This window comes from Pedobacter sp. SYP-B3415 (assembly GCF_004138205.1).
Lineage (GTDB): Bacteria > Bacteroidota > Bacteroidia > Sphingobacteriales > Sphingobacteriaceae > Pedobacter.
In genome coordinates, this window is the sequence record NZ_RXNQ01000031.1 from 178,871 (window position 1) to 194,499 (window position 15,629).

Sequence of the window (15,629 nt, forward strand, 5' to 3'; positions counted from 1 at the left end):
CTGATGTTCAGATTTCTGGTAATATTCCTGGTTATTTCGATGGCACTGCTTTATCTCGGTAATTACCTGGATTACAAGCAAAACCGGATAACTCGAAAAGAATTTGACCGGAAGATCAGGGTATTTATCTTGCTCGGCCTGGTTCTGATCATTGTCTGCAGGCTTTTAATCAAATAGTCTGTTATGGAGACTGCGTAGCGCCTCGGTCTTGTCGGCCGTACGGATGAGCAGCGACACGTTATAATTACTTCCACCATAAGAAATCATCCGGATTGGTATGTGCTTGATGGCTTCGAAAACCCGCGCGGCAAATCCGTGCTTGTCTGCACCGAAATCGCCCACAACACAGACGATGGTATGCTCTTCATCGATCTCTACAGAACCAAAATCCTGCAGCTCTTTCAGAATGCTTGGCAGCTGCGCAGTTTCATCAATAGTGAGCGAAACAGCCACCTCAGAGGTGGTGATCATATCGATCGGTGTTTTGTAACGTTCAAATACCTCAAACACACGACGCAGAAAACCATAGGCCAGGAGCATCCGGCTCGACTGAATTTTAATTGCGGTAATACCATCTTTGGCCGCAATAGATTTTATCTTACCTTTTTCGCTGTCATGTGTAATCAGCGTACCTGCGGCCTGCGGCTCCATCGTGTTTAACAACCGCACAGGGATTTTGTACTTCTGTGCAGGAAACACCGATTGCGGGTGCAGGATCTTGGCACCAAAATAAGCAAGCTCTGCAGCCTCATCAAAAGAAAGACGTGCAATCGGTCTGGTACCCTTTACAATACGCGGGTCGTTGTTGTGCATCCCATCGATATCGGTCCAGATCTGAACCTCTTCTGCCATGATCGCAGCGCCGATCAGCGATGCTGTATAGTCGCTGCCGCCGCGACGCAGGTTGTCTACCTCGCCAAAGCTGTTGCGGCATATAAAGCCCTGCGTAATAAAGAGCTTATTTTCAGGATGAGCGTCGATCAACGGGCGCAGGTGCTTCGACGAAAACGGAATGTCTGGTTCATTATCCTCATCGGTTTTCATAAAGTCGAGCGCCGGCAGCAAAACGGAGGGCACGTGGATCGACTTTAAATAGATATGATAAAGGCTGGTAGAAAGCAATTCGCCCTGGGCGAGAACAACCTTTTCTTCGATTGGGGTAAAAAGGTCGTTGGCAAAATTTGCCAGGAGACCGAAATGGTAGTCGATCACTTCCATACCCTGCGCCTGGAAAAATGCTTCGGGCAGCAGGTCAACTACAAAATCCTTATATTTCTGATACAGGTTATCAACACATTCGCTACCCTTCTTCTTATCTGCCGCTAAAAAATGATTCGCGATTTCTACCAGACTGTTTGTGGTGCCGGCAACTGCCGATAAGACCACGATCTGTTCTTCGTTGGGATTGATGATATCCAGCAATCTCCGCATGCGCTCAGGGCTACCGACAGATGTACCCCCAAATTTTAATACTTTCATTTTTCTTTGACTAGCTAATTTTACTAATATTGTATCGGGGCGTGAAATTAGGGAAAAGCGCCGGAATTTCTACCGCTTAAGGAAAATAATATACTAAACAAATAGATTATCCCTGTCAAAACATCGCTTTGTTTTCCCTGTTAACAATAGACTTTAATTTAGAATAACCATATGGCTTTAGAACAAAATGTACAATCAGGTATCGATAAGTGGCTGCAGGGAAATTATGACGAAGAAACAAAAAATCAGATCCGCCAATTAGTTGACGCCAATGCGGAAACAGAGCTTACTGATTCCTTTTATAAAAGCCTTGAGTTTGGCACAGGCGGGCTGCGCGGAACCATGGGTCCGGGCTCGAACCGGATAAACAAATACACCATTGGTACCGCTACGCAGGGCCTGAGCAATTATCTTTTATCCAAATATCCTGGTCAGCGCATCAGCGTTGCGATTGCGCATGACAGCCGGAATAATTCAGATTATTTTGCGAAAATCACTGCCGACGTGTTTTCTGCCAACGGCATTCATGTTTATTTCTTCAGCGAACTGCGGCCCACGCCTGAGCTTTCTTTTGCTATCCGCCAGCTGGGGTGCAAGAGTGGGGTCATGCTTACGGCTTCTCACAATCCGAAAGAATACAATGGTTATAAAGCATACGGTGCAGACGGCGGACAGTTTACCTCGCCTGATGACAAGCTGATCATTACCGAGGTAAATAAGATCAGCAGTGTTGATGAAGTCAGGTTTGAACGCGTGGACGAAAACATCCAGTTCATACTTGAAGATATTGACCAGCGTTACCTTGACGCCATCGCCGGGCTTTCTGTATCACCGGAAGCCATACAGCGCCAAAAAGACCTGAAAATTGTCTACTCACCCATCCACGGAACAGGCATTACCCTGGTGCCGAAAGCCTTGGCTCAGTTCGGCTTTACTCATGTGCATATTGTTGAAGAGCAAAGCAAACCAGACGGCAACTTCCCTACCGTAGTTTATCCCAACCCTGAAGAGAAAGAAGCCATGACACTTGCCCTGCGCAAGGCGGCTGAAGTAGATGCAGACCTGGTGCTTGCAACCGATCCGGATGCTGACCGTGTGGGTATCGCTGTAAAAAACCTGGAAGGTGAATTTGTGCTGCTTAACGGTAACCAGACCGGCAGTTTACTGATCAATTACCTGCTTAGCGCATGGGAAGAAAAAGGCAAACTTGACGGCAACCAGTATATTGTAAAGACGATCGTGACGTCCAATCTGATTGAAGCGATTGCAGAAAAAAAGCAGGTTAAATACTACAACACGCTTACCGGCTTCAAATATATCGGCCAGCTGATGACAGAACTTGAAGGCAAAAGTTACTTTATCGGCGGGGGCGAGGAAAGCTACGGTTACCTGATTGGTGATCTCGTTCGCGATAAAGATGCCGTAGTTTCTGCCGCCTTTATCGCAGAAATGACCGCTTTCTACAAAGACAAGGGCAGCAGTCTGTTTGAGGCGCTGATCGGTATGTACGAAGAATACGGGTTTTATAAAGAAGAACTGGTTTCTATTACCAAAAAAGGAAAATCAGGCGCGGAGGAGATCAAAGCCCTGATGGAGAAATTCAGGAACAATCCACCATCCAGCCTTGGCGGATCAAAAGTACTTACGCTGAAAGATTATGAGCTCGGCATTGAAACCGACCTCGGTACAAAAGCTACCAGCCAGCTGGAGTTGCCAAAATCAGATGTATTACAATTTATTACTGAAGACGGAACAATTGTTTCTGCCCGCCCTTCCGGGACCGAACCAAAGATCAAGTTTTACTGCAGCGTAAACACCGCGCTTTCGGGCCGGGAGGCGTTTACAGAGACAGACCAGAAACTCAGTGACAAGATTGCCCACGTAATGAAAGATCTGGGTGTTTAACATAAAAAAACCGGATGCGAATCGCATCCGGTTTTTTTTTATGCTACCGCACAATCAGCTTCGGCATCAATTTAACCTTATCAATTTCTTTGAGTTTATCGCCCGAGCTGAGTTTGTTAAGGATCAAATCGATCACATTGTCTGCAATCTGCTCAATTGGCTGATCTACCACGGATATCTGCGGTGTGTGCAGCCGGAATATATCATGATCATCATACGCAATCACAGCGAACCTATCTCCTATTTCTTTTCCAAGCTCTTTTATAGCCATCAGACCGCTTACGGCGAGGTAGTTTGTAGCAAACAGTACCGCATCAATTTCCGGCCGTGACCTAAACATCGCGACAAGGTCGTTGACTGTCGATTCCCGGCTGACTGAAAAATCAACCTTCGTTACAAGATCTTCCCGGTAGTCGATCTTGGCATCTTTAAGTGCCTTTCTATATCCTTCACAGCGCTCATTGATCTGCTCAACATCCATATCGACGGTTACAAGCGCAATGTTTTTGCGCCCTTCAAGGATATGATGTTTCGTTGCCTCATACGCCCCGCTGAAATTATCGACAACTACCGAGCCTGTAGAAACGCCATCAAGTGTCCGGTCAAAAAAGACAACCGGTTTGCGGTCTTCGATCAGTTCGCGTATAACCGGCTCTATCCCGGCTACCGGCGCAATAATATATGCATCAACTTTTCGCGTACGAAACATGTTGATCAGGCTGTTCGCCTTTTCTACATCATTTTCCGTACTGGAGTAACTGATCTTGTAACCTTTTTTATACGCCTTGTCTTCTATCAGTCTGGCAATCGAAGCAAAGAAGGGATTTGAAATGTCTTCGACGAGCAGTCCGATCGTTTTGGTACTGCCCGTACGCAGGCTTCTCGCAATCTGGTTGGGTTTATAGCCAATCTCTTTAATGATCTCTTCCACCTTTTTTATAACCTCCTCGCTGATCCTTTTTTCGCGCGCTTTGCCGTTGAGGATGAACGAGACAGTAGTAATGGAAACGTTTGCTTTTTTAGCAATATCTTTTATCGAGAGGGGCTTCATTCTTGGCTTGTTTATTTTTGGCGACGGCAAGTTAACAAAAAAGCGGTCAAAGTTTATAACAATGCTTTTACTTTGAATCCTCCTTCTCTTTCAGCAAGATCCGCATATCATCAGCCAGCTTTTCGGCTTCCTTTTTAACGGTACCATCGTATGCGCCTCTGATACGGCCCCTCCCATCGACCAGTATCAGATAACCCTGGTGCACAAAACCGCCGGGGGCTGCCTTCTCTTCAGCCACGCTGACCAGGTAATGTTTCTGGGCCATGTTATACACAGAGTCTCTGGTTCCCCATGCAAACTGCCACTGTGCGCCGTCGACACCCAGCTTCTCAGCGTAAGCTTTAAGCCGGGAAGGCTTATCATATTTTACGTCTATGGTATGCGACAGGAACCTGACCCGGGGGTCACCCTTAAACTGCGCGTAAACGCCGGCCAGGTTACGGTGCATGACCGGGCAAATGGTCGGGCAGCTGGTAAAAAAGAAGTCGGTTACGTAAATCTTACCGGCAAAGGTCTTGTTGCTGATTACTATACTATCCTGATTAAAAAATCTAAAAGGCGGAATGACCCTAGCTACCGTATCAATAACGGCCTTCCCCTTATCCTGCTTTTCAATTTCCTCTATATGAAGAAAGGGAAGCCGTTTAGGTTCCGGCCGGCATGCCATAAAAAAGAGCACCAGGAAGACGATTGCTGCCGGTTTATGTAATTCTTTCATGGCCTTATTTCTTTAGCGTACTGATCAGGGAATCTGAGGCCGCGAGGTCATGTTTGTACCTCACATCAAGGCTGACGATCTTTTTCTTTTCGTTCTGGAAATATCGGACAGCCTCTTCTTTGCTTTTCCCGCTGATGTCCGGTTCAAAGGCGTGCATCCAATCATTCATCTCGTCTTCGGTCTGCTGCATGGTGCGGAGCATTTTTCTGATGCCTGCCGCCTTAGCGGCGGTGTCGTTCATCTGCGAAGCGGGCAACTGCCTTAACAGTGTATCGAGTGTCATCTGGTTGGTTATCAACTGTTCATGCCTGAGCATGAGCGAATCGTGGAATATAGTGACTTCGTCGCGCACTGTTTTGTAATCGGGGCCAGATTGACACGCGGCCATAACAGTGGCTGCAATAATGATATAGATTATAAATTTCATATGGAGTATTATTTTGTACCAGCAAGCGACTGCGCGTGACGATGCACATATGCCGCTGACTGCTGCAGGTTAACTTACCGGTCTGCAAACCGGTGGAGTAAATTCTTATAAATAACTGGAAGCTTGTTCAGGCTTTAAAGATGTAAAGCCAGATAAACTGAATTAAACCAGCCTAGGCGGATGAAAGATCGGCGTATCTGAAGAGCGGGGTGAGCCGCAGGCATGAGGAACGGGATACGTCTGAATCTCGCGAACATGACACCTGAATGCAAACCCACCTTCGTGAAAGGTTTCCTGCATCAGGTTTTTCTGTGTTTGTTTGCTCTGCTGATCTTCTTTCTGCTGCGCTTTCCTGACCTTATCCATCAGGAAACACTTGCCTTTACAATTTAACTCAGGCTTGTCGCGGTTTACACAAAGCGTTTTGGCAATATAGTCCCGGTTCAGTTCAAAACCTGCGAACACAAAAGACATGGAAAATTGCGCCGTAAGGACCGCGAAAAGCAACAGGATGGCAACGGATTTTCTGACCATGAGTTGACCGCAAAGATAACCAAAGGCAAACGATATGGATAAAAATATTTTAATTTTGCGGCATTCCGAGCAGTTATGATAAAAAGAGTTATACCATTTTTTACGGTTTTGGCTGTGGCTGTTCTGGCCTCCTGCCAGCAGTCTGCAAAACTTCCTGTTTATGGTTCACGTGATGTTGAACCGGGCAAAACAGACACCATTTATAAAACCATTCCTGCGTTCAGCTTTTTGAACCAGGATAGTGTCGCCTTTACCCAGGAAAACCTGAAAGGCAAGATCTATGTGGCCGACTTTTTTTTCACATCATGTTCATCCATCTGCCCGGTTATGCATAGAAACATGAAGACCATTTATGATGCCTATAAAGGCAACCCTGAGATCATGTTCTTATCGCATACCATCGATGCGAAGTACGATAAACCCTGGCGGCTAAAAAAATATGCGCAAAAGCTGGGTGTTGATGACAAGCAATGGCAATTTGTCTGGGGTGAAAAAAAAGATGTCTATGCGATTGCTGAAAAAGACTACCTGGTTGCCGTGCAGGAAGACAGTACCGCCCGCGATGGCTTCATTCACCAGGGCTGGCTTGTGCTTATTGACCCCGACAAGCGGATCAGGGGCGCGTACGATGGGACATTGCCTGAGCAAACCGCAAAGTTGAAAGATGACATTGCAGTTTTGATGAAAGAATATGCAAAATAAGCATCAGACGCTGAAAAGAAGGATCATTTTTCTCGCCTTACCGGTGATTTTTTTAATGATGTTTTTTTCCTGTCAGAGCCAGGAAGAGCGCGATATGATGAACTATCGCTCAAACGGCCAGTCGCTTTATGTATCAAAATGTCAAAATTGTCACGGCGCAAACGGTGAAGGGCTTGGTCAACTTGCCCCTCCCCTCACAGATACGACGTCGCTCAGGCTAAGAAAACAGTTGCTCAGCTGCTTTATCAAAAACGGACTTGAAGGTGAGATCACCGTAAACGGAAAAACCTACAATGAGAAGATGCCGGCCTTTCCTGAACTCACGGATATGGAGATTGCACAGCTTATTGTTTATGTAACAAACACCTTCGGTAATAAGCAGGGGCATTACCCCTACCCGCAGGTTACCCGCGACCTGGAATCCTGCAGGTAAACGTTAACACCGGTGTCATGCCGGGCATCCGCCGGAGGCGATGATTACTCCATAGACGCCGGTGCGCATAAAAAATAATTACCTTTGCAAAAAAGTGCAGGTCGTTCTATCGCTCCTGTTTAATCAGGAGAGGAAAGTCCGGGCAACACAGAGCATCCCGCTTCCTAACGGGAAGGCGCCAGGGAATGAACACCCGGGCGACGGAAAGTGCCACAGAAAAAATACCGTCACGGGTAACTGTGATAAGGGTGAAAACGCGAGGTAAGAGCTCACGATCTTTCCGGGTGACCGGAAATTTGGTAAACCCCGGGAGTTGAAAGACCAAATAGGTCCTGAACATGGTGCTGCTCGTACCTTATTTTGCTCCGCAAAATTATTCAGGATGGGTAGGTCGTTAGAGGCAAACGGCAACGTTTGTCCCAGATTAATGATAGAAGCCCGGGCAACCGGGAACAGAACCCGGCTTACAGACCTGCATTTTTTTATTTATTTAGAAATTTTTAAAACAAAAAAGAGTATAAATTCGTAGTCTCACACGTAAATCAGAAACTAACGCATGGCAAAAATTTTGATCATCGACGATGAACGCGCGATCAGAAGTACTTTGAGAGAAATCCTCGAGTATGAAAATTATGAAGTTGAAGACATAGACAACGGTATCGACGGACTGGAGCTGATCCAGAAGAAAAATTTCGATCTGGTGCTGTGCGACATCAAAATGAACAAGATGGACGGTATGGAAGTGCTTGAACAGGCACTGACCTTTAAACCGGATTTGCCTTTCATCATGATTTCAGGCCATGGGACCGTAGAAACGGCAATCGAAGCAAGTAAAAAAGGCGCCTTCGATTTTATTTCAAAACCGCCCGATCTGAACCGGCTACTCATCACGGTACGGAACGGCCTGGACCGCGGTACACTTGTTACTGAAACAAAAGTCCTTAAACGGAAGGCCAGCAAAACGCGTCACATCCTTGGCGACTCTGAAAGCATTTACCGCATTAAGGAAACCATTGAGCGCGTAGCGCCTACAGACGCACGGGTGCTTATTACGGGTGCAAACGGCAGCGGTAAAGAACTGGTTGCGCGCTGGCTGCATGAAAAATCGAATCGTGCCGACAGTCCGCTTATTGAGGTGAATTGTGCTGCTATTCCTTCAGAACTTATTGAAAGTGAACTCTTCGGCCATGAAAAGGGATCTTTTACATCTGCCGTAAAACAGCGGATCGGAAAATTTGAGCAGGCAAACGGTGGTACGCTTTTCCTTGACGAGATTGGCGACATGAGCCTATCGGCCCAGGCTAAAGTCTTGCGCGCCCTTCAGGAGCACAAAATTACCCGTGTTGGTGGCGAGAAAGAGATTGAAGTAAATGTGCGGGTGCTGGCGGCTACAAATAAGGACCTGCTGAAAGAAATTGAAGACGGTAACTTCCGGATGGACCTTTACCACCGCCTGAATGTAATCAACATCCACGTTCCTCACCTGACCGAACGCATAGAAGATATTCCAGTCATTGCACAGAGTTTTCTGGATGAGATCTGCGGCGAATATGGTATGCCCGTTAAAAAAATTAATGATGCGGGCATGGCCGCACTGCAGGCGCTACCCTGGACAGGCAATGTTCGTGAACTGCACAATATGATCGAGCGCCTCATTATTCTGAGCGATCGTGTCATCACAGAACATGATGTACGTGCCTTTGCAAATCCGGGAGGCGGAACCAACATCGGTTCGGCAACGGCCCAGCAGATTCCTGCCGCACACCAGGCCATTGCAAATTATGACAGCTTTAATAACTTCCAGGATTATAAAGATTTTGCAGAGCGCGAGTTCATTAAATTCAAGCTTGAAAAAAACAACTGGAACGTCTCTAAAACCGCTGATGAGATTGATATTCAGCGCAGCCACCTCTACAGTAAAATAGAAAAGTTCGGACTGAAAAGATCTGAATAACATAAGCGTGCTGGTCAGCGACTGCCAGGTCTAAATGACTGACCAGCACGTTCTTTTAACATTCTTTAACGTTTTTTAACAACTTTGGCGCCGTTTCGAAGGTACATTTGACAGAACCTAAAAAACGATCCGCATGCTGCCTTTTCAACGCGCAAACAATCTTGCCGGCGCAGGAATTTTCCTTGTTGCCGCAATCAGTTACTGGCTTACAATGGAGCCAACCGTAAGTTTCTGGGACTGCGGCGAATTTATTTCGGCTGCCTACAAAATGGAGGTAGGCCACCAGCCCGGCGCACCGCTTTATCTCATGATCGGCAAGTTGTTTTCCCTGCTTTCTTTTGGTAACACTGCAAAAGTAGCATACTGGATCAACTTCGTTTCGGTAATTGCCAGCGCGGCAACGGTGATGTTCCTGTTCTGGACAATTAATGCTGTAAGCCTGAAAATGCTTAAGCAAGATAAAAGTTCTATTGACAGACGTGAAACCGCCGGCGTTCTCATAGCCGGATCTGTAGGTGCTCTTGCCTTCGCCTATTCAGATACATTCTGGTTCTCTGCTGTAGAAGCGGAAGTTTATGCGCTTTCCATGCTGTTTACAGCTGTGGTTTTCTGGTCCATTCTTAAATGGGAAAGCAGCGACAACGACCGCTGGCTCATTTTTATAGCTTTTTTAATTGGCCTTTCAATAGGCGTACACCTGCTTAGTCTCCTGGCTATCCCTGCAATTGGATTGGTATGGTATTTCAAAAAGGCGCAAAGGCCTGACGTATGGGGCATGCTCAAAGCTTTCCTGGTGTCCTGCGTGCTGCTGGGTGTTGTGCAGATCGGTGTCATCCAGTACGTTGTGCTTCTGGCAGCAAAGACAGACATTTTTTTGGTCAACGATCTTGGTTTGAACTTCGGCCTGGGTGCTGTTGTGTTTATGTTGCTGCTAACCGGGGGCCTGGCGGTCGCACTATGGCACTCTGTCAAACGCAAAAAATATTACCTGAATCTTGGCCTGCTTTGCCTGACCTTTATCCTGTTCGGCTACAGCTCTTATTTTATGATCCTGATCAGGGCCCATGCCCAGCCTAACGTTAACCTGTCCAATCCCGAGCATCCGCTGGCCTTGTATGCTTACCTGGGCCGGACGCAGTACGAAGAAAAGCCGCTGCTGTACGGTCAGTACTTCGACTCGCAGGCTACCGGTTCAAAAATAACCGGCAAGGAATACCGCAAGGGCCCGGAACGCTACGAGGTGGCAAGGGAAACCTTTAAGACCGAGTATGACAGGAATGGTATTTTCCCCCGGGTGTACAGTAGCCGGCCCGATCATATCAATTCTTATAAGTCATGGCTGGGCCTTGCAGAGGGACAGCAGCCCCGTGTTAGCGACAATCTGAAATTTTTCACATCATATCAGCTCGGTTTTATGTACTGGCGTTATTTTATGTGGAATTTTGCGGGGCGGCAAAATGATCGTCAGGGTCAGGGAAGCCTGACCGAAGGCAATTGGCTGACAGGTCTGAACCCCGTTGATGCGCTTCGGCTGGGCAGTCAGAAAAATCTGCCGCCAAGCCTGGCTCAGAATGAAGGAAGAAACAGCTACTTTGCTTTGCCCCTGCTCCTCGGACTGGCGGGCCTTGTTTATGCATTTCGTCGCAACAGGCGGCACGCGCTGATCGTATCGGTCTTGTTTATCTGTACTGGCATAGCAATTATTGTCTATCTGAATCAGGATCCCCTGCAGGTTCGTGAGCGCGACTATGCTTATGTGGGTTCCTTCTACGCATTCTGCATCTTTATCGGGCTCGGATTTTTCGCCTTCCGCGATCTCATATGCCGGTTCACAGGAAAGCTTGGTCCCGCAATTGCCGGTCTTGCCTGCCTTACCGCCGTACCCGTGCTAATGGCGACTGAAGGCTGGGACGATCATAACCGCAGCGCAAAAACTACGGCGCTTGACTGGGCAAAAAATTACCTGAATTCATGCGCCCCCCATGCTATTCTGATCACAAATGCTGACAATGACACCTTCCCCCTTTGGTATGCACAAGAGGTTGAGGGCATACGCACAGACGTAAGGGTGGTGAACCGTCAGTTTCTTTCCGACCCTTCATACATCAGACAGATGCGCAGTATCTCCAATAAATCGGCGCCGCTGCCGCTCAGCATACCGGCAGAAAAAATTGTTGACGGCAAGCGTGAATATTTTCCATATGTCGATTATGGGCTGGCAGACAGCGTTGAACTTGGCGATTTACTGGCGGTGATGTTATCTGATAACCAGGCAGACCAGGTACAGATGAATGACGGCAGTTTCATGAACTTTCTTCCCACGAAGAAATTCAGTCTGAAAGTCAATCCGGATCAAGTTGTGAAGACGGGTACGTATCATGACCGTAAGCAGGTCACAGATAAAATGGAATGGGAATTTACCGGGAATTTTGCCGGCAAGGCCGATCTTGCAACGATTGACCTGCTGGTACACAATAACTGGAAGCGACCGATATACTTTGCAGGTTCTGTATCGAATGACACCTATCTCGGCCTGGACAAGTATTTGTACCTGGAAGGTTACGCCTACAGGCTGCTGCCCCTTAAGCGTGGCGAAAGCGACAAGAAGGAGAAAGAAAGCCGCACCAATACTCCAGTCATGTTTCATAATCTGTCGCAGAAGTTTTCGCTTTCGGGATTTACCAGCGCCAGCTATCTGGATCCTGAGAGCCGGAGCGTTGCCTCGGGTGCATGGAACCTGTATAATACACTGGCGGGGAATCTGTTGTCGGAAGGACGTACAAAAGACGCTGCTGTGATAGCGCGGCGGGCACTGTCCGGGCTGCCGATGCGTAACCATTCGATAACTGATACTTTGCATAAGCTCCTCCTCGTAGAAAACCTGTATGGTAGTGGCCTGAAGAAAGATGCTGGCCGGGTCACCGATCAGGCGACCGACTTTCTTGAAAAGGAACTGGGGTGGATTGCCGGATTGAGCCGCGAAAGGCAACAAGCACAGCTACGGGATATTCAACGTGGTATGTATGTACTAAGCGGCCTTGCGCAGGCCAGCCGCATTAACGGTGATCCTGGAAGGCAGCAGAAGCTCGAACAATTGTTCAGCAGGCTGGAGGCAGTCTTTCAGAAAAATCTGAGTTAATACACACACAAATAAATAAGAAAAGCCCCCGGTATTGCCAGGGGCTTTCATTTTCCTTTATGCCGAGGTTAGATCTTTTTCACTTTAACCGCCTGAGGGCCCTTTTTGCCGTCAGCAATTTCAAATTCAACCTCATCATTTTCTTTGATACCGGTAATTCCACCCTGTACATCTTTAAAGTGTACAAAAATATCTTTGCCGTTGTAAACAATGAAGCCAAAACCCTTCTGGGTGTTGAACCATTTAACTTTTCCCGTTTCCATAAATAATACTATAAGAATTTAAATTTAGTTAGGCCTGTATACTTAACCACTGCGCTGAACCGGGAAACTGGTCAGACAAAAGATTTAATACGTCGAGGCTTCTCAAATATAGCACAATACTTTGAATCTCAAAGATTCACAGCCTTTTAACAAAAAAATCGGACCTGCCTACTTATTTGGTTGCGGCGTTGTCCGCAGGTAAGGCTTTATCACCTGGTGGCCTTTCGGAAATTTTGACGGTATATCCTCGGTCTTTATGCTGTTTACAACAATCACATCTTCGCCATCCTGCCAGTCTGCCGGCGTGGCAACACTGTAATTCGCGGTCAGCTGCAGCGAATCGATCACCCGCAGCACCTCGTTAAAGTTACGGCCCGTAGATGCCGGATAGGTAATGATCAGTTTCACTTTTTTATCCGGGCTAATGATAAACAGCGACCGAACGGTAAGTGTTTCAGACGCGTTCGGGTGAATCATATCATATAGATTAGCAACCGTACGATCAGGATCTGCTATGATAGGAAAATCAACATCCGTATTCTGCGTTTCATTGATATCGCTGATCCAGCCCTTGTGCGATTCTGCGGTGTCTACACTTAAAGCAAGAACTTTCACATTACGTTTATCGAATTCGCTTTTCAGCGATGCTGTTCTTCCCAGCTCAGTTGTACAAACAGGTGTGTAGTCTGCGGGATGCGAAAATAAGACACCCCAGCTATCGCCCAGGTATTCATAAAAATCTATGTCGCCAATGGATGTTGTAGCTTTAAAGTTCGGAGCGGTGTCTCCCAATCTGATACTCATAATGATCGTTTTTAAGGTTTAAAATTATTTAACTGGCAATTGATCTAAATTACAACATCAGCCCTGAAATAAAGTTTCCTGTTGGTCATTTCTTACCGCCTTTTTTTTGATTGCAGCGGGACTGGCTCCGTCTTCCTGAACCTCGTTTAACATAATCGGTTTGATATGGCTACCGAAGTATTTGTTAAAAAGGTCAATGGTATAGCCTGCAATACGCGGCGTGTCATGTTCGTCATGCTGGTGTAGGAAAAAGTAAATCTGCTGCAATCCTGACTTTAGCCATTGTTCAAGCCGTTCTACCCACATATCTACCCGCTTCCGGTCAGAGGCAGCGTCATTATTGCCGACAAATCTGATAAATGCCTCCGGTATCGTAAGCTCCATATGCAGCAGATCCCGCCTGCCGCTTGTATCGGTAATAATCAAACCTTTCTGATGTCTGCTGAGCATCTCCAGGAGGCGAGACCGGATAGCCGTATCAGCGAACCATTCCTTGTGCCTCAATTCGACAAACACCTTCAGGTCGGCAGGCAATGCCGCCAGGTATGCTTCGAGCACGTCATAACTCTTCGGGGCAAAATTGTCGCTTAGCTGCAGAAATACAGGCCCCAGATAAGGGCCGAAGGCCGATATATTCTGCAGGAACTGATCGGTTTCAGCCTCTGCTTTATTGAGCCGGCGAATATGCGAAATAGACCGCGAAAATTTTGGAAAGAAAAGAAACGCGTCATTGTTATTGATCTCTGTCTTTTCACGCCACTTTAAGACCTGTGTTTCTGGGGGTATGCCATAAAAGGTAGCATTCAATTCAATAGAATTGAAGTGTTTTACATATTCGTCGAGGAAATCGGCCTCTTTAACCTTTTGCGGATACAACAGTCCCTTCCACTCCTTCCGGCCCCATTTTGCGCAACCGACATAAAAACCGGGCTGATCTGCGGGCCTGCCAGACAATACCGTATGCGCATGCCGGCCATCATCAGGCAGTGTGAAGTCAATGTCTGCAAGCTCTGCGGCAGTAACCTTTCCAAATTCCATAAGTCAATTTTGAGGTTTGAAGGTAACAAAAAACCCCAAAACCAGCAGAGATTTTGGGGTTAGCAGTTAATTTATGGGGAGTTAATCTTTATACACTTTGACCATGAAAACGTAGTCCTGCAGCTTTTCAACCTGCTGCGTGCGTTTCAAACCTGAGAGAAGATTTCTCTTGGAAACAGATATCTTTTTGTTTAGGGAATCTGAAGGGATGGAATTAATGGCCTCCATAATATATTTTGATTTCACAGCAAACGCAGCACCATCCGGACGGTTATCTTTCCCGCTGATCATACCGACAATATTACCGGCGTTATCCAGCAGTGGGCCACCGCTGTTGCCCGGATTAACCTGAACGGCAACCTGGTACTGAATGGAATCGCTGTTGAAACCGGTTACTGAGCTGACATACCCTTCGCCAAGCACTGCATCATCTTTAGGAAAGCCCAGGGTGTACACCACCTCGCCAATGCCCGTTTTTCCTTTTTTAAGCGTGTAAGGAAGTGCAGCAAAAGAGGAGAAATTTTTGTCTGCGATCTTTAAAATGGCAATATCATTCTGGCTGTCTGTAAACACAGGTGTAGCGCGGAAAGACTCGCCATTGTTATTTTGCAGATAAAGTGAGTCAGCGCCGCTGATCACATGATAGTTCGTGAGCACATAACCATTTGCAGAAATAGCGAAGCCTGTTCCGCCAAAACTTCCCGGTTTGAGGCTTTTCTTAGGATCTGCCACAGCAGCAGAATTAACAGTCCGGATCAGGTTATCCTGTGAGCGCTTAACCTTTTCTATTTTACGGTCAAGCTGTTCATAAGACCCGACCTGCTTGCTCTGGCGGAAATAATTTTCGACCACCATAGAACATAAGATGACAAAAGATGCCGCTACAGCAATACCGAGCCGGTTACGCCGCCAGAAGTTGACAATTTTTGACGGATGGGGGCCGAGTTTTGCAGACAGGGCATCTACATCGATCGTTGCATGGATATGGTCCATTTTATCCTTCAGCGAACGCTGCGTCGCATAATCATTCATGGTTTCCATAAAAAATTTATGCGCTACAACTTTACTGTCTACCTCCGGATCGTTATTCCGCAACTGTTCAAAAGCATCCCGCTCGGCCGGACTTAGCTTGCCGCTCAGGTAATCTTCAATAATTGCATCCAGTTCCAAATCACGTCTCAT

The 15,629-nt window shown here is 46.9% G+C and carries 15 protein-coding genes and 1 other RNA gene; 7 read left to right on the plus strand and 9 right to left on the minus strand.

The window, feature by feature from the left end; translation table 11 throughout:
• The first annotated feature begins 3 nt into the window (after positions 1–3).
• Positions 4–177, plus strand: coding sequence for a hypothetical protein (locus EJV45_RS19475; RefSeq protein ID WP_165305041.1), 174 nt, complete (start codon positions 4–6; stop codon positions 175–177).
• Here EJV45_RS19475 and EJV45_RS11180 read toward each other — a convergent pair.
• Positions 166–1,479 (minus strand): aspartate kinase, encoded by a 1,314-nt coding sequence (locus tag EJV45_RS11180; protein ID WP_129715763.1) that lies wholly within the window; start codon positions 1,477–1,479, stop codon positions 166–168. The two genes, EJV45_RS19475 and EJV45_RS11180, sit on opposite strands and share 12 nt — an antisense overlap.
• A 171-nt stretch (positions 1,480–1,650) precedes the next feature.
• Between EJV45_RS11180 and EJV45_RS11185 the strand changes: the two genes are divergently transcribed.
• Entirely contained in the window at positions 1,651–3,384 is a 1,734-nt protein-coding gene (locus tag EJV45_RS11185; protein ID WP_129715764.1) for a phospho-sugar mutase, read from the plus strand.
• A gap of 43 nt (positions 3,385–3,427) precedes the next feature.
• Here the strand turns inward: EJV45_RS11185 and EJV45_RS11190 are convergent, their stop codons facing one another.
• The 4 genes from EJV45_RS11190 to EJV45_RS11205 form a co-directional block, all read right to left on the minus strand.
• On the minus strand, positions 3,428–4,435 hold the full coding sequence (locus EJV45_RS11190) for a LacI family DNA-binding transcriptional regulator (RefSeq protein WP_129715765.1): 1,008 nt from the start codon (positions 4,433–4,435) through the stop codon (positions 3,428–3,430).
• 67 nt (positions 4,436–4,502) lie between these two features.
• Positions 4,503–5,153 (minus strand): SCO family protein, encoded by a 651-nt coding sequence (locus EJV45_RS11195; protein ID WP_240755261.1) that lies wholly within the window; start codon positions 5,151–5,153, stop codon positions 4,503–4,505.
• A gap of 4 nt (positions 5,154–5,157) precedes the next feature.
• Positions 5,158–5,580, minus strand: a complete 423-nt coding sequence (locus EJV45_RS11200; protein ID WP_129715766.1) for a hypothetical protein — start codon at positions 5,578–5,580, stop codon at positions 5,158–5,160.
• A 162-nt stretch (positions 5,581–5,742) separates the two neighbouring features.
• A complete protein-coding gene (locus tag EJV45_RS11205; RefSeq protein WP_129715767.1) occupies positions 5,743–6,114 on the minus strand; it encodes a hypothetical protein in 372 nt (123 codons plus the stop codon).
• A 75-nt stretch (positions 6,115–6,189) separates the two neighbouring features.
• Here EJV45_RS11205 and EJV45_RS11210 point away from each other — a divergent pair, with 75 nt between their 5' ends.
• From EJV45_RS11210 to EJV45_RS11230, 5 genes are all read left to right on the plus strand, one after another.
• Complete coding sequence (locus EJV45_RS11210; protein ID WP_129715768.1) at positions 6,190–6,816, plus strand: SCO family protein; 627 nt, start codon at positions 6,190–6,192, stop codon at positions 6,814–6,816.
• Positions 6,817–6,871: 55 nt separating this feature from the next.
• Complete coding sequence (locus EJV45_RS11215; protein ID WP_240755262.1) at positions 6,872–7,249, plus strand: cytochrome c; 378 nt, start codon at positions 6,872–6,874, stop codon at positions 7,247–7,249.
• 93 nt (positions 7,250–7,342) lie between these two features.
• Positions 7,343–7,732, plus strand: an RNA gene (rnpB, locus tag EJV45_RS11220) — RNase P RNA component class A.
• A 73-nt stretch (positions 7,733–7,805) separates the two neighbouring features.
• Positions 7,806–9,203: a sigma-54 dependent transcriptional regulator gene (locus EJV45_RS11225; RefSeq protein WP_129715770.1), complete on the plus strand. Its 1,398-nt coding sequence runs from the start codon at positions 7,806–7,808 to the stop codon at positions 9,201–9,203.
• A gap of 133 nt (positions 9,204–9,336) precedes the next feature.
• The gene (locus EJV45_RS11230) at positions 9,337–12,342 is read left to right on the plus strand and encodes a DUF2723 domain-containing protein (protein WP_129715771.1); all 3,006 of its coding nucleotides are present in this window, start codon (positions 9,337–9,339) and stop codon (positions 12,340–12,342) included.
• A 68-nt stretch (positions 12,343–12,410) separates the two neighbouring features.
• Here EJV45_RS11230 and EJV45_RS11235 read toward each other — a convergent pair whose 3' ends face one another.
• The 4 genes from EJV45_RS11235 to EJV45_RS11250 form a co-directional block, all read right to left on the minus strand.
• Complete coding sequence (locus EJV45_RS11235; protein WP_129715772.1) at positions 12,411–12,605, minus strand: cold-shock protein; 195 nt, start codon at positions 12,603–12,605, stop codon at positions 12,411–12,413.
• Positions 12,606–12,773: 168 nt separating this feature from the next.
• A complete protein-coding gene (locus EJV45_RS11240) occupies positions 12,774–13,409 on the minus strand; it encodes a peroxiredoxin (protein ID WP_129715773.1) in 636 nt (211 codons plus the stop codon).
• Positions 13,410–13,466: 57 nt separating this feature from the next.
• Positions 13,467–14,447 (minus strand): DUF72 domain-containing protein, encoded by a 981-nt coding sequence (locus EJV45_RS11245; protein ID WP_129715774.1) that lies wholly within the window; start codon positions 14,445–14,447, stop codon positions 13,467–13,469.
• A gap of 81 nt (positions 14,448–14,528) precedes the next feature.
• Entirely contained in the window at positions 14,529–15,629 is a 1,101-nt protein-coding gene (locus EJV45_RS11250; protein ID WP_129715775.1) for a serine protease, read from the minus strand.

Excerpts from the sequence above, each read along its gene's own strand:
- EJV45_RS19475 (WP_165305041.1), top strand. The coding sequence starts at position 4 with ATGTTCAGATTTCTGGTAATATTCCTGGTTATTTCGATGGCACTGCTT.
- EJV45_RS11180 (WP_129715763.1), bottom strand. The coding sequence starts at position 1,479 with ATGAAAGTATTAAAATTTGGGGGTACATCTGTCGGTAGCCCTGAGCGC.
- EJV45_RS11185 (WP_129715764.1), top strand. The coding sequence starts at position 1,651 with ATGGCTTTAGAACAAAATGTACAATCAGGTATCGATAAGTGGCTGCAG.
- EJV45_RS11190 (WP_129715765.1), bottom strand. The coding sequence starts at position 4,435 with ATGAAGCCCCTCTCGATAAAAGATATTGCTAAAAAAGCAAACGTTTCC.
- EJV45_RS11195 (WP_240755261.1), bottom strand. The coding sequence starts at position 5,153 with ATGAAAGAATTACATAAACCGGCAGCAATCGTCTTCCTGGTGCTCTTT.
- EJV45_RS11200 (WP_129715766.1), bottom strand. The coding sequence starts at position 5,580 with ATGAAATTTATAATCTATATCATTATTGCAGCCACTGTTATGGCCGCG.
- EJV45_RS11205 (WP_129715767.1), bottom strand. The coding sequence starts at position 6,114 with ATGGTCAGAAAATCCGTTGCCATCCTGTTGCTTTTCGCGGTCCTTACG.
- EJV45_RS11210 (WP_129715768.1), top strand. The coding sequence starts at position 6,190 with ATGATAAAAAGAGTTATACCATTTTTTACGGTTTTGGCTGTGGCTGTT.
- EJV45_RS11215 (WP_240755262.1), top strand. The coding sequence starts at position 6,872 with ATGATGTTTTTTTCCTGTCAGAGCCAGGAAGAGCGCGATATGATGAAC.
- EJV45_RS11225 (WP_129715770.1), top strand. The coding sequence starts at position 7,806 with ATGGCAAAAATTTTGATCATCGACGATGAACGCGCGATCAGAAGTACT.
- EJV45_RS11230 (WP_129715771.1), top strand. The coding sequence starts at position 9,337 with ATGCTGCCTTTTCAACGCGCAAACAATCTTGCCGGCGCAGGAATTTTC.
- EJV45_RS11235 (WP_129715772.1), bottom strand. The coding sequence starts at position 12,605 with ATGGAAACGGGAAAAGTTAAATGGTTCAACACCCAGAAGGGTTTTGGC.
- EJV45_RS11240 (WP_129715773.1), bottom strand. The coding sequence starts at position 13,409 with ATGAGTATCAGATTGGGAGACACCGCTCCGAACTTTAAAGCTACAACA.
- EJV45_RS11245 (WP_129715774.1), bottom strand. The coding sequence starts at position 14,447 with ATGGAATTTGGAAAGGTTACTGCCGCAGAGCTTGCAGACATTGACTTC.
- EJV45_RS11250 (WP_129715775.1), bottom strand. The coding sequence starts at position 15,629 with ATGAGACGTGATTTGGAACTGGATGCAATTATTGAAGATTACCTGAGC.